This is a genomic window from Ligilactobacillus equi DSM 15833 = JCM 10991 (genome assembly GCF_000615765.1).
Classification (GTDB): Bacteria; Bacillota; Bacilli; order Lactobacillales; family Lactobacillaceae; genus Ligilactobacillus; species Ligilactobacillus equi.
The window spans coordinates 1-15,132 of sequence record NZ_BAMI01000050.1; the positions used below are offsets into that span (position 1 = coordinate 1).

Here is a 15,132-nt window from a genome sequence, read left to right on the forward strand (position 1 = left end):
AAGAAAAATTGACTCAATCAAAATAATCTTAAATGATAGGAATTTGCTAAACTAGATGATAAGGGGCAATTCATTTTAGTAGAGCTTGCTTGTGTGGGCGCCGATAAAGAGTTGGCCACTAGAGCGGATTTTGATGAAACCTACGCAACGAAGAGATGGACTGATTATGTAGTATACGGTAAAGATCCTCAAACTAATCGTTGGTTAATTATTAACGTAATTTACGGGGATGAATTCCACTAATGAATAAGAAAAGGAGATAATATGAAAAAAGAAAGAATTTTAGAATTATTACAAAAGTGGTGCCAAGGTACAGGTGTTACAGTGTTAAATTACGAAGTCTTTGACCCGTACATTTTCTGTTGTGAATTGCAAACTTCGAAGACGATTGTTACAATTGAATTTGAATTTAATGAATATGAAACCGATGAAGAAGTTGGCGAATATATCAAAGAACAAATCGCTGATGTAATTGGCAATATTCAAGATGTTCGTCAGTTGTTAGCTTTAGATGAAAAAATTGCGAGAGAGGTATAATTTATGATTAATGAAAAAGGCAAAATCACTTTTAAACAAGCGTGGGTTGATTTTTGGAAAGGTTATGTAGACTTTGGTGGTCGAAGCACTCGTGCTGGTTACTGGTGGATACAATTGTTGATCTACTTATTAATGTTTGTTTTGCTTCTTGTTTTTGGAGTCCAGTTCGTATCATTGCTAGGTGTTTGGGCGGCAACTAGTTTTGGTGGGGCGCTTGCAGGATTTGCTAGTGGAATGATGTTTTGGTTGATTTTAGTTGGGATAATTGGCGTAATTATTTTGCTTCCGTCAATTGCTCTATGGATAAGACGATTACGGGATGCAGGTCTAACAAACTGGGCAATTGCAATTCTGGTATTAATAGAGGCACTGCTTTCATTTAGGGACTCAACTACTATTCTAACCTCGTTAATAATCGTTATTTTCTTTGTAATCACATTACTTCCATCAGATGCTTTGGCTGTAGCAAGAGCAAATAGTTCAGTTATTACGCAGTTCTTATTCAGATCATCCCCTGTAGTTGATACAGAAACAGAGAAACAAGAACCACAAGGCTCATTTGATAGTGAGTCTGCGAAATCAGATAATTCGGAAAATTCTGTTTTTAATGAAGACGACGATAATCAAAAAGAATAAACGAAAAAGCGGTCAGGTTTGAAACCTTGACCACTTTTTGCAATAATTCTAATTGTACTTCCAGTACCCACTCTAAAAGAGAGTAGATGATACTCATAGAAACATTTTTGCTCAAACTGAGTATAGTACAACTTCGCGTAATAGGCAAGGTGTTGCAGAAGTTGCTTTCTATTTTTTTGAGATAGCGGAGGAAAATGTATGAAATCTAAAACTGAACTTAGTCAAAATGTAACAGATAGAAAAACAGAAGAAAAAAGAATCTAAAAAGTTAGAGCAAACCATTACTCTAGATAAATTATTTGATGGTTATGACGCATCTCAAGAATATCCAAACGAAATTGTCGACAAAGGTGGAGCTATTGGCGAAGAATTGTATTAACTTATGTTAAATGTTTTAATGTGATTTTATGATTATTCTGATTGAGCACTGGTGTAGTTCGTACGTTGGAGTAGAAAAATGTTAATGCTGAGAGACGCGTTCTAAGGTTAAGTTCGTTCTTGAAATGGGTAATCGGTAATTAAAAGATAAATAAATGCGTTATTTTGCGTTTTCTTTAGCAAAACGTTGATATAACAGCATTTTGATAATTTTAGCAAAGAAAAACAGTTAGAGTTGCACTCTAGCTGTTTTTTGCACATCATTGATTTAGTTGATTTAGGATAATTGAGAACAAAAATCAAGGATGCCTATCGTAAGCGGGTAGCGGGTAAGCATCCTTTTAAATTACTCAATAAATTACTCAATTTTGCTAAATAAGCTTTCCAAACCCTTGTAAGACTCTTTTGTGCAAAGAGTCTTATTCATTTAAAAACCTTGATTTTACAACGTTCTTTTTCCTATATTTTTGTCCCTTTTCATATATGAAATATTGCCTTTTCATATATGAAATAGTAAAATTGAGGTATATTAAATTGAAAGAAGCTGAAGACTATGACTGGACAAGTTAGTGTTCAAAGAACACCTGAAGTTATGATGGAAGCTATATCGAAGAGGAAATGTGATTAAAGTGAATAGCGTAAGTGTGACTAAAATAACTCGGCTTTTAGAAAGCCAAAAAAGCAGTAATAGTATTTCTAGAGAAAGTGGTGTCTCTGTGGCCACGATTAGTAGGTATCGCAACAATGGAATTGATGGCATGACTATAAAAAATGCCTTTAAGCTAACAAAATATGCTGATAAGTGGATTTCTAATAATTCAGTTGAATCTAAGCCAGATTATATTGATGAAACTACAATCGTTAGAACCGAAACCTCTTATCAACTTACTGTGGATGATAAAAAGTATACTGCTTATCTATGTAATGATATTAGTGGAACCATGTTTGTCTTAGTGGTAGGGGAGACTGTTGAAATTTTTTGGGATAAAAAGAACAAGCAAGCAGCTATTAAACAAGTTCCAAGCCCATTCGACACCCTGAGCTTTTACTACAAGGATCCCAAAGCAAACACTATTTACCGTTTCTGAATGTTAGTTGGTTTGCCAAGTGAGAAATAGCAAAAGAGCAACTGAAAGAAACTGAAAATCGTTATGTTTTTCGATAGTTTTCCAGAAAAACATAACGTATATTATACCATGATTTTTCGGACGTTGTTTTTTGATAAATCATGGTATTTTTGTTGATTTTTATTCGAAGAACAGTTATAATTATAACTGTTCTTGAAGCTAGTGTATAAGGACTTAGCAAGTTCGCCTAGCCCAAGATTTATAAAATCTAGTGTAGCGGTTATAACGGATACGTTTTAACTTCTTAAACCAATTGTTAGTAACTTTTGGTTGGTGTGAAAGAAAGCATCCTAGTAAGTCTTGTTAGAGCTATAAAACAGAAGATAAAGGTACTAACCGTAACGGAGAAACAAGTTCCGACTTCACCTCGGACGCCGTAGTTAATTAGAGTTTGACAGCTTTAAGACCCAAAGCGGTATGTCAATAATTCTCTTAGGTGTGACGTCTTAGTGATAAGGCTATAAGTTACGAGTTAGGTGGTGAGGCTTAATTCGCCTATGTACGGTAATATATTGGAATACAATCGTATGCTATGTTTCACTTGAGCAGTAAAAGGCCTGCGTCCTAGCATTCATAATGCAATAAGAGCTTGAGGGTAGCTCCCGACTGGTACGACTTATTGAGCTAGTAACCTAATTATCCCTATTTAAAATCAGCTACTCAAACCAATGAGCAAGAACATCGGAGGCTAAGCTTTGCTTGGTCTCTTTTCAATTTCAACGAAAATTAATTTCTGTTATTCAATCATTTTAGTTACTTATTTTTGAGACCAAAGCAACGCTAATTATTAGTCAGTTTTGCTTTGGTTTTTTGTATATATTAACGATTTATTATCAAAAAGAAAATGATTATTTTACGTTGTTTTTTTCGTAAAAAATACGACTATTTTTGTTGATTTTTTTACAATCGAATTGTATAATGATATCAGTGATAAATGAGTAAGTGCCAAGCGTTATACAAACGAAAATTTACTTACATCTTACATTTATTGCCCGTTTGGCTTTACCCCCCGTCGGGCAATATTGCCACCTTAGCTCAGTTGGTAGAGCGTCTGACTGTTAATCAGAATGTCACAGGTTCGAGTCCTGTAGGGGGCGTTGGCAGAAATGCCAAAAACTAATAAAACTTTTTCATAAATTTTCTCCAATTAGTACTAAAACTAATGGGATGTTACATTACAGACCATTCCCCGGTTTGTTATCGATTGTGATGAAGGTTAGTAACAGCTGACATTAATTAGTAAAAGCAAAGCAAATTTAAGAGTTTGTAAGTTTTAAGATTCGGTTCAACCTTCATTGCAATTCCCTTGCCGTCTTAGTTTAAAGTAAAAATTCAAGTTCTTAGCTGTGGGAGTTTAAGCTTGAGATACAGGTTCAAATCCTGTAGACGGTGTTGATTGTTTTGCAGTAGCAATCAATTATAAAGTGAGTTTTGAATGGCATCGGATGATGTCTCCTTCTCCTGTTCGCATTAGACGATTACTGTTAAGGCAGAGCGAAACTGCCGATGCAATTTAGTGCTGAAAAGCACGATAAAATAAATTTCTACTATTTTAATTTATTTTCAATTTCATTGAATTCGTAAAATTTCTTTCGGTCAGTTGATTAATCGTTAACTGACGTATTTTAAAAAAAAAAATGTAAGACTGTTTTGAGGTGGTACTTATGATTCATTTATTTGATGTAATCTTTTTTATAGTTTTTATGATTCTTACTTGTTTGCAGATAAACACTGCTAACAAAGAGTATCAGAAGAACGCAGCTTTGTTGAGATCTATTCCTTATCAATATATGAAAGATTTTGATTTTACAAAGTTAGAGCACTTAATTAAAGATAATAATAAATTAGTTCTCTTAGAAACTTTTTCTATGGTTGCTTTAAGCATTAGTATGTTAGCCAATGTCCAAAATATTATTACAGCAATTTGGTTTATTTTTACCCTAATTGCACTCATAACATATTTTTCTAGTATACGCTATTTGAAAATTAATAAGAAAAGTCTTTCATCTGAATTAGAATGGTTCATTGACAATATGCCAAGCGACAAAGCTCTAAAAATTAGCTTAGATGATTTCGATGAAGAAAAAAATAACGATTGGAAGTGATTATTTGACAGAGAATAGCAGATATATTCCGAAAAATAAGCAAAACGGGCTTATGAAAGGTGAACATCGTATCTGGATTGAAAGTGTCAAAGGGCTGACCAGAAGTGAATACTTTTCTTTACTAGATGCTATAAGAAACTTTTCACGACCACCTTTAGTAAATCGAAACATAGCTTTAGTATCGATAGCCTTAAATAATGGCTTACGTGCTTCAGATGTTGTTAGTTTACGAGTAGGGGACGTTTTAAAGAAGAACAAATCTAAAATTATTGAACAAAAAACCGGGAAGTCTAAAACAATCTATTTGAATAATTGTAGAGAAGAAATTGATGATTATCTGGAAGAATTAGATTATGAAGATGAAAATGATTGGCTATTTCCGGGAAACAATAAAGAAGGTCATTTTTCAGTTCATGGTTTTTATCAGATGGTTGTTCGTATGGCAAGAAAAACAGGTGATGAGAAGTTAGTACAAAAAATTGGAACACACTCCTTTAGAAAAACTTTTGGTAACACTTTATTTGAGAATGGTACGGATGTTGAAATCATATCGCAAATTTTTAACCATTCCTCACAGAAGGTTACCCGACATTATCTCGGTATTGAACAAGAAGATTTAGATAATGTAGTAGAGAATTTCAAGTTTGAGTAAAAAAGATATAAAGAAGTAAGAAAGAAGTTAGTATGTATGGCTGGGCAAGTTTCAAAGGCAAAAGAAGAAAGCAAAGTTGTTCAAACGTTGAATCAACTGAAAAAACAATTAATGGAAAATAATATGGTTATCTCTACTTCTGGCGTATTGTCCAGTTGGAAAGCGTATGTTGAAGTGAGATGTACGTACGAAGATGATATTCAGCCCATTGGCGTCATTGGTATCAATCATAGGTCAGAAAAACCGTCATTTTCGTTAGCTATTGATCAAAATGACAAAGCATGGCAACAATTCGCTCCAGTAGCAAGATTAGAACAGTACGGAAAGCCTTGCAATAACCTGTTAGATAAACTTTTGGAACAAAAACAATTAGTTATCGACAGAACTGATAAAGTCAAGCAAAGTAAGAAAAATGTGGCTGAAGAAATGTCATTGTTCAATGATTTCTAGGCCAAAGTTTGTAAAAAAGAAAGAAGTGAGAAAGTTATGTTCACCGTATGGACCTTAGCAAAACGCTTAACAGAAGAATTACATTTCAAACGTAATTTTAGTATTCGTGATTTTAAATACACAAAATACGATGGAAAGAAAGTAATTAGTCAAGAATCCATTCCTGCAAATTATATGGGGATTTTAGTGGATTACTTAACCAGATTTAAACTAACCAACAATAAAAAATTAGCATTTGCTATTCCTTTGATGGTCTATGATGATGTAGTTCAGCAAGAACACTTAGAAGCTATGCCATCTGAAAGATTACTGGACAATATTCAAGGCTTGGACAAACTATCAGTAGAATTAGCTGCTACGTTATTACCTTTTGATATTTATTACCGTTCAGGGAACTTTAATAATACCAATTTATTGATAAATGAACAGACATATCAGAATACTATACAGCTCGTTAATCGCTGTGAATGGTTCATTAAGGCTTGTAAAAGCAAGAATGGGTACATTGATACTGATGTTACATTTGAAGGCGCATATAACGATTTCATCGTAAATGGAGACGCTGATTTTATGACTGACAGAGTGCTGATTGATATTAAGGTATCAAAATATGCTCCTAACGAGAATCATGCTATGCAAATTCTTCTTTACTATATCATGGGACTACATAGTGAAAATAAAGAAAAATTTGAAAAGTTAACGCATTTAGCAATCTATAACCCACGTCTTCATTCTGCATGGACTTATCCCGTTAGCAAAATTTCAAATACACTTAAAGCAAATTTGGAAAGCATTATGGGCTATGTTGAAGAAGAGATAGAAGAGCCAGTTGATGACCTTTTTGATGGCAGCGATAAAGAAACGAGTAATAATGAAACTTTCGAAATTAATGATGAAAGCAAAATTAATAGCGATAACGTAATTGAGAAAGTACTAAATAAGATGGGGATTTCCTTAAAAAACGACAAGCAGACACGAGGTGAGAAAAAGAAAGATGAGTAAAAATAGTAAGTATTATATTGTTCGTCGTGGTAGCTATCTAATGTTGGTTTTTAATGATTTATTTGGAAATCAAGATGTAATTGCTGAACAGTTACCGAGTGGATATATCAAGTTCAATACAACTTTCTTGAGTCAAGATGCTGTCATTGCTGCGAATGACTTCTTATCTCAAGTAAGAAAGAACATGCACTAAGATTATTTGCTTATGGATGATAACGAAATGTATGAGGAAATCTTGCTCATATTGGCAGGATTACCATTAATTCTAAAATTAACCTTCATTATAGGCGGTTGGCTACAAGATTGGCTTAAAAAGAAGTGAGGAAAATAAAATGGAAGTCAAAATTCAAATAACTAGCAAAGATGGCAAAATAAAAATGATTTCTGGAGCAAATGAAGAAGCTGACGAAAAGATTGTTGACAACGAAGTGCTTAGTGCTTTGGTGCTATCAGCTACTAACTTGGTGAAAACAATGAATCAAGAAGAGTTTGAAAACCTTCCTGATTACATTAGTGCTATGTCAACGATAGATTCTGTGATTTCTGCGCTCTACTATCAAAGTGATAGCTTGCAAAAAGAAATTCCGTCTGTTGACAGATTCCAACATGAATACGCTAAGTTCCTATTAATGGCAACTGCTGATGATCTTAACATGAGTCGTAAGGATTTTGCTGAAATGCTAGTTAGCTTAGGAAAGAATTACCATCAACAATAATCAACAATAAGTGTGTGAGGAGGATCACATGGAACTCAATAAAGAAACAATTGATTTATACGTCAAGAAATACTTGGATGAGCATCAAACTGAAGTCGAAGAGATGATTAATAAGAAAATCAACACAGCAATCAAAAATGTGTTAAATGAATTCTTCGCTAAGAAAGTTGGTTACCAAGAAGAAGGCTTTGCCGTTAAATTAATTCGTGGATCGCTTAAAAAGCAAATCAAAGATATTGAAATACCTGAAATCAATCAAGATGAGTTAACAGAGAAAATCAAAAAAGAATTGAACCGTCAAGTAAAATCTTATGTACGTTCATTAGATGTACATATCAAAAGTGATTACTAATCAATAGGGGAAAGTATTATGAAACACGCTATTAGAAAATTCAAACATAATCTAAAACATAACGATGAATGGCATCAAAATATCAAAGAATTCATCATGGGGATGATTATTTTAGTTATCGTTATTGTAGGTTTTGCATACTGTTATGATAATGCCCACAACATTTTTGGTTTTTCTCATAATGTTCGCCGTTAGTAAGACGAAAGGAAATTTGAAATGGAAAACAAGCAAAAATTAGAAGAACTATCGGCGCAAGTTACCGCTATGCAATCTGTAGCTGTGCGTTTGGTGAAACAAATTACCGCTACTCAAGAGCTTATTAAGAGTATCAAGTCAAATGAACCTGTTTGTGATAAAGACAAATCAGAATTAAAATTATTTGATTTGCAATTAAGCACTCGTACTTTTAATGCTATTAGCAGAAGGTTTATGCACCAACACGATGACATTTTATTAAGTGACCTTGTAGATGCTTTTCCAACGTTAAATATTTTATTGCATACTCGTAATCTGGGGCGTAAATCTGCAAAAGAATTGGTACAAGCAATGCAAGCTTTTGGCTATTGGCTTGATTGGGATTTAAGTCAGTTGTAAGAAAGGAAGGATTAATAGTGCTAACTTTAGCATATCGTAAAAAAGAAAAAGGAAAAATTTTGCATGTTGAAAAGTACGAAACTTTAGACAAGGCTGAAGAAAGAATTGGCTCTCTTAGTGGTACATCATATCTTATTGAATACGCACTATTCAATCCGAAAATGCGCTTAATCAAGCAATGGCAAAGTGAGCCTGTTAAGGAATACACCAAGTTTGAGTGGGGTTTTAAAACTAAGCTCGCAAGTAAAATTTGCAATTTCTTATCGTACTTAGAATGGCGTAAGAATAAACCTAAGGGAATCACTGTCAAGGATATTAATAAAGCAAAGGAATTTAAATGATGAGCAAAACCGAATTACTAGCTGTTTTAGATAGCGTTTGCACCGATAAAAAGACCGATATTATTAATAATGTGGGCCAAGATCAACGCTTGGGAATTTTGATTTCTTCAAAAAAAGACAAAGAAGACCTTATCAGAGACCTTAATCATGTTTTAACTACTAAAGAATTCTTCATGATTTTATTGTCTGATGTAAGAAATGAGTTAGTTCCAGTTGCAAACTTAACTACTGAAAAATTAGAGTCTTTGATTAATACATTTTTTAATCATAAATTGTATGAGGAATACGATAATTCAGGTTATGCGTACGCACTAAAGCAATTATTACAGAAAACAAGCACTTATAGAGAAAAGAGGTAATTATTATGGCACATAAGACTATGGTAATTAACATTGATTATGACGATGAAACAAAGAAGATGAACGCAGATTTTGAGGGTAATTTTGACAAAGATGACTTGGTTACTCTAGTGTCGAATCTTCATGAACATGTTTTGAAAGAATTTATGACGTCTCCTGCTGATATTGATGTACACCTTTTTGGTATCAGAAGTCGGCTACAAAAAGAGGATAGCAATCTTTTAGCAATTAATTACGGCAATGATGGCGTTTCAGATGTTAGAAAGCTTGGTAATTCTTTGCCAAGAATGGATCTAAGCGCAATCGAAACATCTTACTTGAATATGGCCAAAGCAACAGGTGTTACACCTAGAGAAATTACTAATAGATTTATTGAATTGCAAAAAATCTATATTGACAATTATGGAAAAAAGCAAAACGACAGAAAATAGCACTAGCAGCGCATAGTGGGTGGTGCGAATCCGCCTTGTCGTTATATAGGCTGATAATTGATATTTAGCCTAAAACATCAAAAAAGAAAGTAGGTGGCCAGATGTACGTTATTTTATATGATGACTTGGACGGTAATAAATACTGGTGGAATAAAGTTGGCTTATGGTCCAAGCGAAGAGAACAAGCCTCAACTTTTAATTCAATCAAAACAATAAAACAACATTTGGAAGCATCAATCAGAAATAAAATGGTACTTTTTACTGGTAAGCAGAAAGAATTTTTCTTTGGTGTGAATTTGCAAAATAACCAAAAAGAAAAACTGTTTAGGTATGATGGCGAAGTGTATATGCCTAATCCAATTCCTAATAATCCATACGTTTTATGTGTTAAATCAATCAATGATTCTACCGATACCAGGGACGTATACAAGTATTACAATGCAAAAGAAAAACTTTTTAAAATAAATGGTAATCTGAGCGTTTCTCATTATACAGAGCTAGATTATGCAATTTCAAAAGCCAAAACATTAGGAGATAATGTAGGCGTGTTCGATTGTATAAATAAAACTGTTGCTTGGCTACCAGACATTGAGGAACAAAAAATATCAGATGTTGATAACGGCGAAAACAGTGAAGTGGAAAAGGATATACCAAACAAACCTGAAGAACACACCTCGTTAGATAAAGAACAAGTATTTACTGAGGCACCTAAAAAAACAGCGATTAAAGAGGAAAAATTTGAGGAAGAGTTTAGTCTCGAAAAGACAAAAGAGGCTATCTCTTATCTAAGCCGAGCATTGAAGAAAAGACTACCAGTCTTAGAAAGTGTTCAAGGTGATTATGACTCAAAATTTGAGCAAGATTTGCTTCACGCTATCGAATTTGAACAAATCAAGGATCCTGTAGCATTTATCGCAACTTTTAAGTCTATGCGTAAGCTACGCCGATTAACCAAAGATGAACAAGCGTTATTATCTGCATTTAAAATAGCGTTTGACCAACAAAAGTTTAGTCAGGCTATTGACGCTTTTGGTATTAATGAAGATCGTAAATATGTATATCGGACTAAAGAAATCAAGAGTCTTTTGCGATAGGAAGTATGTTGGAATGGTGATGCAATATGAGCAAAAGAAGAAAACGATGGGCATTACTAAGAAAATTTCCGATTTATATCATTAGAACTAAAGGATGTTCCTATAAGAACAGGAAGAAGCGTTCTTATCGCGAATATGTAACAACTAAATATCGTGTAGACAATGGTATGATTAGTTTTAAGACTAAACAGAAACAATATATTGTATTGTCCCTAACAGATGTTCAGATCATTACAAAAAAGTTTACTCATTTACGTTCGGAACAAATTGGTAAATAGTATACAGGAAGAGAAAGTAGGTTTTTCAGTACAATGTTAGGTATATTAGTTGTCATTGGTGCTGCGATAGTTTATTCAGTCTTATTTTTCCTGCTTTTCTATGTAATGCATGTAACTGATGAATATCAAGAAATATTAATGCAAAGTGAGAGGAAAAAGTATGAAAAAAAGAAAAATCGTCGAACTAAATATAGATGATTTTTGGCTTATGAAGAAAAGCTGGTGGTTAGATGTGGCGTAGAGATCTTTTTAAAGTATTCTGTGGATTTGTTGCAATGCTGATACTTGCTTATGTATTTCATTTAAATCATTCAGAAATGCGAATTTTTTTAGCATTGCACCTGATAGCAATGACAATAGTAATTGTGGTATTTTCAAGAATTGCGAATTCGGAGTAGTATCTTCAATCGTAAGTCGATGTGTTGGAAAAGAAAGTTGGGAACAGAGGCTTACACTATTATTTGCAAGGTTTATGGGTAACTATCATCTCATATCAAAGGTAAAAATTAGTAAGTTTTAAAATTCGGAAAAATATAAAAAATGAAATGAGGAATAAAAAATGAAATTAGGTTACTTTACAATGGATTTGACCAAAGATGGTCTAAAAAAGATTATGGCATTAGAATCTCACAGCAATCTACCAAGTCTTATTAGCAGTGGTGATTTTAGCCAAAAGTTAGATAGTATTAGAAATAAGACATCTGATTTAGAAAATCAAATTTTAGATGTGGTGTTATCTATTCAAACTGAAAATATAGAGTATAAAATTTCAAAATGCCAGTTACCTATGCTTAATTCTGGCGTATTTCTTGATGAAGATATTATTATCAGGTCTAAGGTAAAAGAAGATGATTGGAATGTTGAAATTCAAGTTTCAGATAATAGATTATTAAAACTGTTTGATATGTTAAATGCGGACGCTTACACTATTGTTTGCAAGGTTTATGGGTAAAATGAATGCTCGGTCTTTAAATTTTTTGAAAAATATGGTTTTTAAGGGAGGACAACAATGAATATATTTTTAGTCACTTATTTAGATAAAGACCCGTTTGTTTGCTTGGGTAAGAAAGAAGTTGAAGAAAGCATTAATAAGTTGTTTAATTGGGAAGGTTTAGTCGATATTTATGATATTTTAGACGACATTGTTATTAAGAAGATAGTAAAGACGGGCTGGTTGCCAGAAGAAATCAATCGAACTTATACAGGTAAAGAATTTCTTGAAGAATACGGTCTTTAAGGGAGGATAAGTATATGGGGTGGTGGAATTAATGCTAGGAATCAAGAATTTTTTCTGGGGCACAATTTTGACCGAGAAAGTGATGGGTAGATGAAGCTTAAACTTATGCCACGCAAGAAAATAACTAGCTTATTCGTATTTCTGATTGTGATTGTACTTTCAGCTTGTATTACGTATTTTGGACAAATAAAAAATTACACAAGCTATGTTATTTATGTATTAATGGGAACGTCAGTATTAGTCCCAGTAATATCTACTCGTTTTGCAAAATTAGACCATCTTTATATGCAATCTGATTTTTTCAAATGTGCAAAACGGTTTGGACAAGATAAGACTATAATGGTTAAGTTAACGAATTTCATTGCGCTCATACTAGCTCTTGATATTGGATTGTTCATTGCATCCTTTATGTATATCGTAGTTGTGTTGGTACAAAACCAAATAGCACTTTTTATCATTAATGTGTTGTGGCTGTCATGGTGTTTCCTTGTGATGCTTGGCGTAGTTGAAATTTTTATTTTTTTAGAAAAGATACGTAGATTCAAGAATATTAATGATGTTCGGATAAGCAGTTAGTGATGTGAGAAAGAGAAATCAGAAAAATGAGTAAGACAGAATTAACAAAAGAAATCGAGAGAGCCTTGTTCGCGCGGACATCCAAAACTATTGGTGCTTACGGGGCGCTTTAAGTAACTATCGGTCATATATCAGGAGTAGAAGGATACGACAGGTGCGATTATGTTGAATTTGATACTATAGGCGAAAAAGTAGAGCTGCTAGAAGCTTTTGCTAAATCTGCTAGTCGGGATGCTACTAAATACTATCTGTATCCCGTATCGTCGTTAAAATAAGAAAATGTAATATGTTGAGGTGAAAAACTATGTTTAGATATGAATATTACTGTCCTTATTGTCATGAGCTAATCTACAATGAGAATAAGTGTCTTAATCTCGATTACCTTAAAAAGCAGTATAATAAATTGGAGTGGAAAATCGAAGATGTAGTAGAAGAAATCGAAAACATAGAAAGCAAATCATTTGATGAAGACGATCAAGATTACTTTGCAGGTGATTTATACGATCTTGAGAATACTCTGGCACAACTTGAAGATGAGCAAGAAAGCTTAGCTATGGACGAGGGGGAGTTCGTGCCGCTTTTAGACGAATCAGATGTAGTTAATTGGAAGTATTGTCCATATTGCAGTAATGAGATTAGCACTTTTGACCTAATTGGTACTGAAGCGTTTCTCAACCTAAAGAAAGAAGATGTTGTCAAATGAGTGAGACTAAATATGCTTACATGTATTCAGTCAACATGTTATCTGGAGACGTTAAGCAGTGGGTTGTTCTTTCTAAAAAAGAGTTATCCACTGATGATGTTGAAAATAACGCTTATATCAATGTTACCTGGATCACTCGTTGCTTTGAAATGTTTGCATGGGACGCTAATGAATTGCATGAAGAAGTGCAAGAATGGGTCGACGATATCAAAAATGGTAGCAACCATGCTCTGATTCTCAATACCAAAGAAATTCTAAGTATCGAAAAACTTGGAATGGTGCAAATCGATTCCGAAGCAAAATAATTCTTCTAAATAAAAGCACACCCAATTATGCGGTGTGCTTTTTTCAACTAAAAAAATAAAAAAGCGTGTATTTTCTCGCCGAAAATATACGCTTATTTTACGATGTCTTTTTGCTTTTGGACTTCTTCTAAATACTTTTTCGCTAATTGTTCAATAATCTTTGATGCGGATCTATGTTCATCAATAGATTGCTTTTTTACTCTGTCCCATAGCTCGCTAGTTAAGTAAAGGGTAATTCGCCTTTTTTCTGCTTGTTCTTCCATGAAAAATCCCTCCAATTTCTATCGCTTTTTATTATATAATTATTGCATAATTATGTAATTGATATTATACTATAATTATAATCGAAAAATATACGAAATACAATGTTTTAAAATAATAAATTTTAATTTTTATTTTATTCGTTTTTTATACAACGTTTAAAGAAGTTAGAAAGGGGAGAAGTTGCGGTATGACTGATGAAGAATTTGCATTACAATCAATGAAGATGCTAAGTGATAATGGTGTTACTCATGGCGAAAAATACCGAAAATATTTCGAAAAATTTACGAGCAATAACTTCACTAAAGACGACTTTGAAGCTTGGCTTTTTCTAAGATATTGGGACGGCTTTAATACTGGTAGAGAACGCTACTTCCAAGATGAAATGGTTAGATTTCGTAATCCTGACCTTGATTTCGATATTAGCAAAGCTATAAGTTGGCATTTAGCAGGGAATTTATGGTCGATGATTGGCGAATATGACGGCTGTTTATGGTTTTGGGATGAGAGCACACCAACTCATAAAGATGTCGCTGAATCGTTTAATGAGCGGCTTTTAGAAGCAAAAGAAATGGATGCTGATTAGATGACGACAAGAGTAAAAATCAAACAAGCATTAGAAGATAAACAGAAGTTCATTTTGGCTAATGAAGAATATAGCTATCCTAACGGGAAGACTGCTAGGCAAACGGTCGCTATCTTCAAAAATAAGTTTGATCTTTTGAGAGTCGTCCTGAAGAAAAATAAAGAACAATCAGACAATCAAAACGATCATCCCATTAGTAGTACCACTAGCCACGTTCTCGTTAGTCCAATTGAAGATCTTATCAATGCTAACGACTGGTTTAATTCTTATAGAACAATAGAAAACGATAGTGTAGCTATTCAAAGAGCTAAAACGTTGTTAGAAGGTTATTGTCAACAATAGAACTCGGAGGAATTTAATTATGAATAACGCTGTCAAAATCAAATTTATCAAAGCTTTGAAAACTCAAGAA

25 protein-coding genes and 1 tRNA gene are annotated in these 15,132 nt (G+C 33.4%); 25 read left to right on the forward strand and 1 reads right to left on the reverse strand.

What is annotated here, in order from left to right; genetic code table 11:
* The first annotated feature begins 111 nt into the window (after positions 1–111).
* The 23 genes from JCM10991_RS16215 (at position 112) to JCM10991_RS09350 (ending at position 13,873) form a co-directional block, all read left to right on the forward strand.
* Positions 112–243 carry a hypothetical protein gene (locus JCM10991_RS16215; protein ID WP_263640309.1) on the forward strand — a complete coding sequence of 44 codons (132 nt, stop codon included), beginning with the start codon at positions 112–114 and terminating at the stop codon, positions 241–243.
* A gap of 21 nt (positions 244–264) precedes the next feature.
* A complete protein-coding gene (locus tag JCM10991_RS09235; RefSeq protein WP_023860042.1) occupies positions 265–537 on the forward strand; it encodes a hypothetical protein in 273 nt (90 codons plus the stop codon).
* A 3-nt stretch (positions 538–540) separates the two neighbouring features.
* A complete protein-coding gene (locus JCM10991_RS14630) occupies positions 541–1,173 on the forward strand; it encodes a DUF805 domain-containing protein (RefSeq protein ID WP_023860041.1) in 633 nt (210 codons plus the stop codon).
* A gap of 1,022 nt (positions 1,174–2,195) precedes the next feature.
* Complete coding sequence (locus JCM10991_RS09245; protein ID WP_162149516.1) at positions 2,196–2,639, forward strand: Trp family transcriptional regulator; 444 nt, start codon at positions 2,196–2,198, stop codon at positions 2,637–2,639.
* Positions 2,640–3,702: 1,063 nt separating this feature from the next.
* Positions 3,703–3,775: transfer RNA gene (locus tag JCM10991_RS09250), tRNA-Asn, on the forward strand.
* A gap of 567 nt (positions 3,776–4,342) precedes the next feature.
* The gene (locus JCM10991_RS09255; RefSeq protein WP_025021272.1) at positions 4,343–4,783 is read left to right on the forward strand and encodes a hypothetical protein; all 441 of its coding nucleotides are present in this window, start codon (positions 4,343–4,345) and stop codon (positions 4,781–4,783) included.
* A complete protein-coding gene (locus JCM10991_RS09260; protein WP_225349960.1) occupies positions 4,746–5,435 on the forward strand; it encodes a tyrosine-type recombinase/integrase in 690 nt (229 codons plus the stop codon). The genes JCM10991_RS09255 and JCM10991_RS09260 overlap by 38 nt, the downstream gene beginning before the upstream one ends.
* A gap of 36 nt (positions 5,436–5,471) precedes the next feature.
* A complete protein-coding gene (locus tag JCM10991_RS09265; RefSeq protein WP_025021274.1) occupies positions 5,472–5,885 on the forward strand; it encodes a hypothetical protein in 414 nt (137 codons plus the stop codon).
* Positions 5,886–5,921: 36 nt separating this feature from the next.
* Entirely contained in the window at positions 5,922–6,887 is a 966-nt protein-coding gene (locus tag JCM10991_RS09270; protein ID WP_025021275.1) for a hypothetical protein, read from the forward strand.
* Positions 6,880–7,080, forward strand: a complete 201-nt coding sequence (locus tag JCM10991_RS09275; protein WP_025021276.1) for a hypothetical protein — start codon at positions 6,880–6,882, stop codon at positions 7,078–7,080. Before JCM10991_RS09270 ends, JCM10991_RS09275 begins: the two co-directional genes overlap by 8 nt.
* 139 nt (positions 7,081–7,219) lie before the next feature.
* Entirely contained in the window at positions 7,220–7,603 is a 384-nt protein-coding gene (locus JCM10991_RS09280) for a hypothetical protein (protein ID WP_025021277.1), read from the forward strand.
* A 28-nt stretch (positions 7,604–7,631) separates the two neighbouring features.
* Complete coding sequence (locus JCM10991_RS09285; RefSeq protein ID WP_025021278.1) at positions 7,632–7,955, forward strand: hypothetical protein; 324 nt, start codon at positions 7,632–7,634, stop codon at positions 7,953–7,955.
* 18 nt (positions 7,956–7,973) lie between these two features.
* Entirely contained in the window at positions 7,974–8,150 is a 177-nt protein-coding gene (locus tag JCM10991_RS15240; RefSeq protein ID WP_155889629.1) for a hypothetical protein, read from the forward strand.
* 21 nt (positions 8,151–8,171) lie between these two features.
* The gene (locus JCM10991_RS09295; protein ID WP_025021279.1) at positions 8,172–8,549 is read left to right on the forward strand and encodes a DNA-directed RNA polymerase subunit alpha C-terminal domain-containing protein; all 378 of its coding nucleotides are present in this window, start codon (positions 8,172–8,174) and stop codon (positions 8,547–8,549) included.
* A 17-nt stretch (positions 8,550–8,566) separates the two neighbouring features.
* A complete protein-coding gene (locus tag JCM10991_RS09300) occupies positions 8,567–8,890 on the forward strand; it encodes a hypothetical protein (protein WP_025021280.1) in 324 nt (107 codons plus the stop codon).
* Complete coding sequence (locus tag JCM10991_RS09305) at positions 8,887–9,249, forward strand: hypothetical protein (protein ID WP_025021281.1); 363 nt, start codon at positions 8,887–8,889, stop codon at positions 9,247–9,249. The genes JCM10991_RS09300 and JCM10991_RS09305 overlap by 4 nt, the downstream gene beginning before the upstream one ends.
* 5 nt (positions 9,250–9,254) lie before the next feature.
* Positions 9,255–9,680 (forward strand): hypothetical protein, encoded by a 426-nt coding sequence (locus JCM10991_RS09310; RefSeq protein ID WP_025021282.1) that lies wholly within the window; start codon positions 9,255–9,257, stop codon positions 9,678–9,680.
* 101 nt (positions 9,681–9,781) lie between these two features.
* Complete coding sequence (locus JCM10991_RS09315) at positions 9,782–10,774, forward strand: hypothetical protein (protein ID WP_025021283.1); 993 nt, start codon at positions 9,782–9,784, stop codon at positions 10,772–10,774.
* Between the two features lie 837 nt (positions 10,775–11,611).
* Positions 11,612–12,004 carry a hypothetical protein gene (locus JCM10991_RS09330; protein WP_025021285.1) on the forward strand — a complete coding sequence of 131 codons (393 nt, stop codon included), beginning with the start codon at positions 11,612–11,614 and terminating at the stop codon, positions 12,002–12,004.
* A 57-nt stretch (positions 12,005–12,061) separates the two neighbouring features.
* Entirely contained in the window at positions 12,062–12,289 is a 228-nt protein-coding gene (locus JCM10991_RS09335) for a hypothetical protein (RefSeq protein WP_025021286.1), read from the forward strand.
* A gap of 105 nt (positions 12,290–12,394) precedes the next feature.
* The gene (locus tag JCM10991_RS09340; RefSeq protein WP_155889631.1) at positions 12,395–12,865 is read left to right on the forward strand and encodes a hypothetical protein; all 471 of its coding nucleotides are present in this window, start codon (positions 12,395–12,397) and stop codon (positions 12,863–12,865) included.
* 304 nt (positions 12,866–13,169) lie between these two features.
* Positions 13,170–13,568, forward strand: a complete 399-nt coding sequence (locus JCM10991_RS09345) for a hypothetical protein (protein WP_025021288.1) — start codon at positions 13,170–13,172, stop codon at positions 13,566–13,568.
* Positions 13,565–13,873 (forward strand): hypothetical protein, encoded by a 309-nt coding sequence (locus JCM10991_RS09350; RefSeq protein ID WP_023860019.1) that lies wholly within the window; start codon positions 13,565–13,567, stop codon positions 13,871–13,873. The genes JCM10991_RS09345 and JCM10991_RS09350 overlap by 4 nt, the downstream gene beginning before the upstream one ends.
* A 92-nt stretch (positions 13,874–13,965) precedes the next feature.
* Here JCM10991_RS09350 and JCM10991_RS14950 read toward each other — a convergent pair whose 3' ends face one another.
* Positions 13,966–14,136 (reverse strand): ribbon-helix-helix protein, CopG family, encoded by a 171-nt coding sequence (locus JCM10991_RS14950; protein ID WP_081781993.1) that lies wholly within the window; start codon positions 14,134–14,136, stop codon positions 13,966–13,968.
* A 188-nt stretch (positions 14,137–14,324) separates the two neighbouring features.
* Here JCM10991_RS14950 and JCM10991_RS09360 point away from each other — a divergent pair, with 188 nt between their 5' ends.
* Both JCM10991_RS09360 and JCM10991_RS09365 read left to right on the forward strand, forming a co-directional pair.
* Positions 14,325–14,720, forward strand: coding sequence for a hypothetical protein (locus tag JCM10991_RS09360; RefSeq protein WP_025021289.1), 396 nt, complete (start codon positions 14,325–14,327; stop codon positions 14,718–14,720).
* Positions 14,721–15,062, forward strand: coding sequence for a hypothetical protein (locus JCM10991_RS09365; RefSeq protein WP_025021290.1), 342 nt, complete (start codon positions 14,721–14,723; stop codon positions 15,060–15,062).
* The last annotated feature ends 70 nt before the right edge of the window (positions 15,063–15,132 follow it).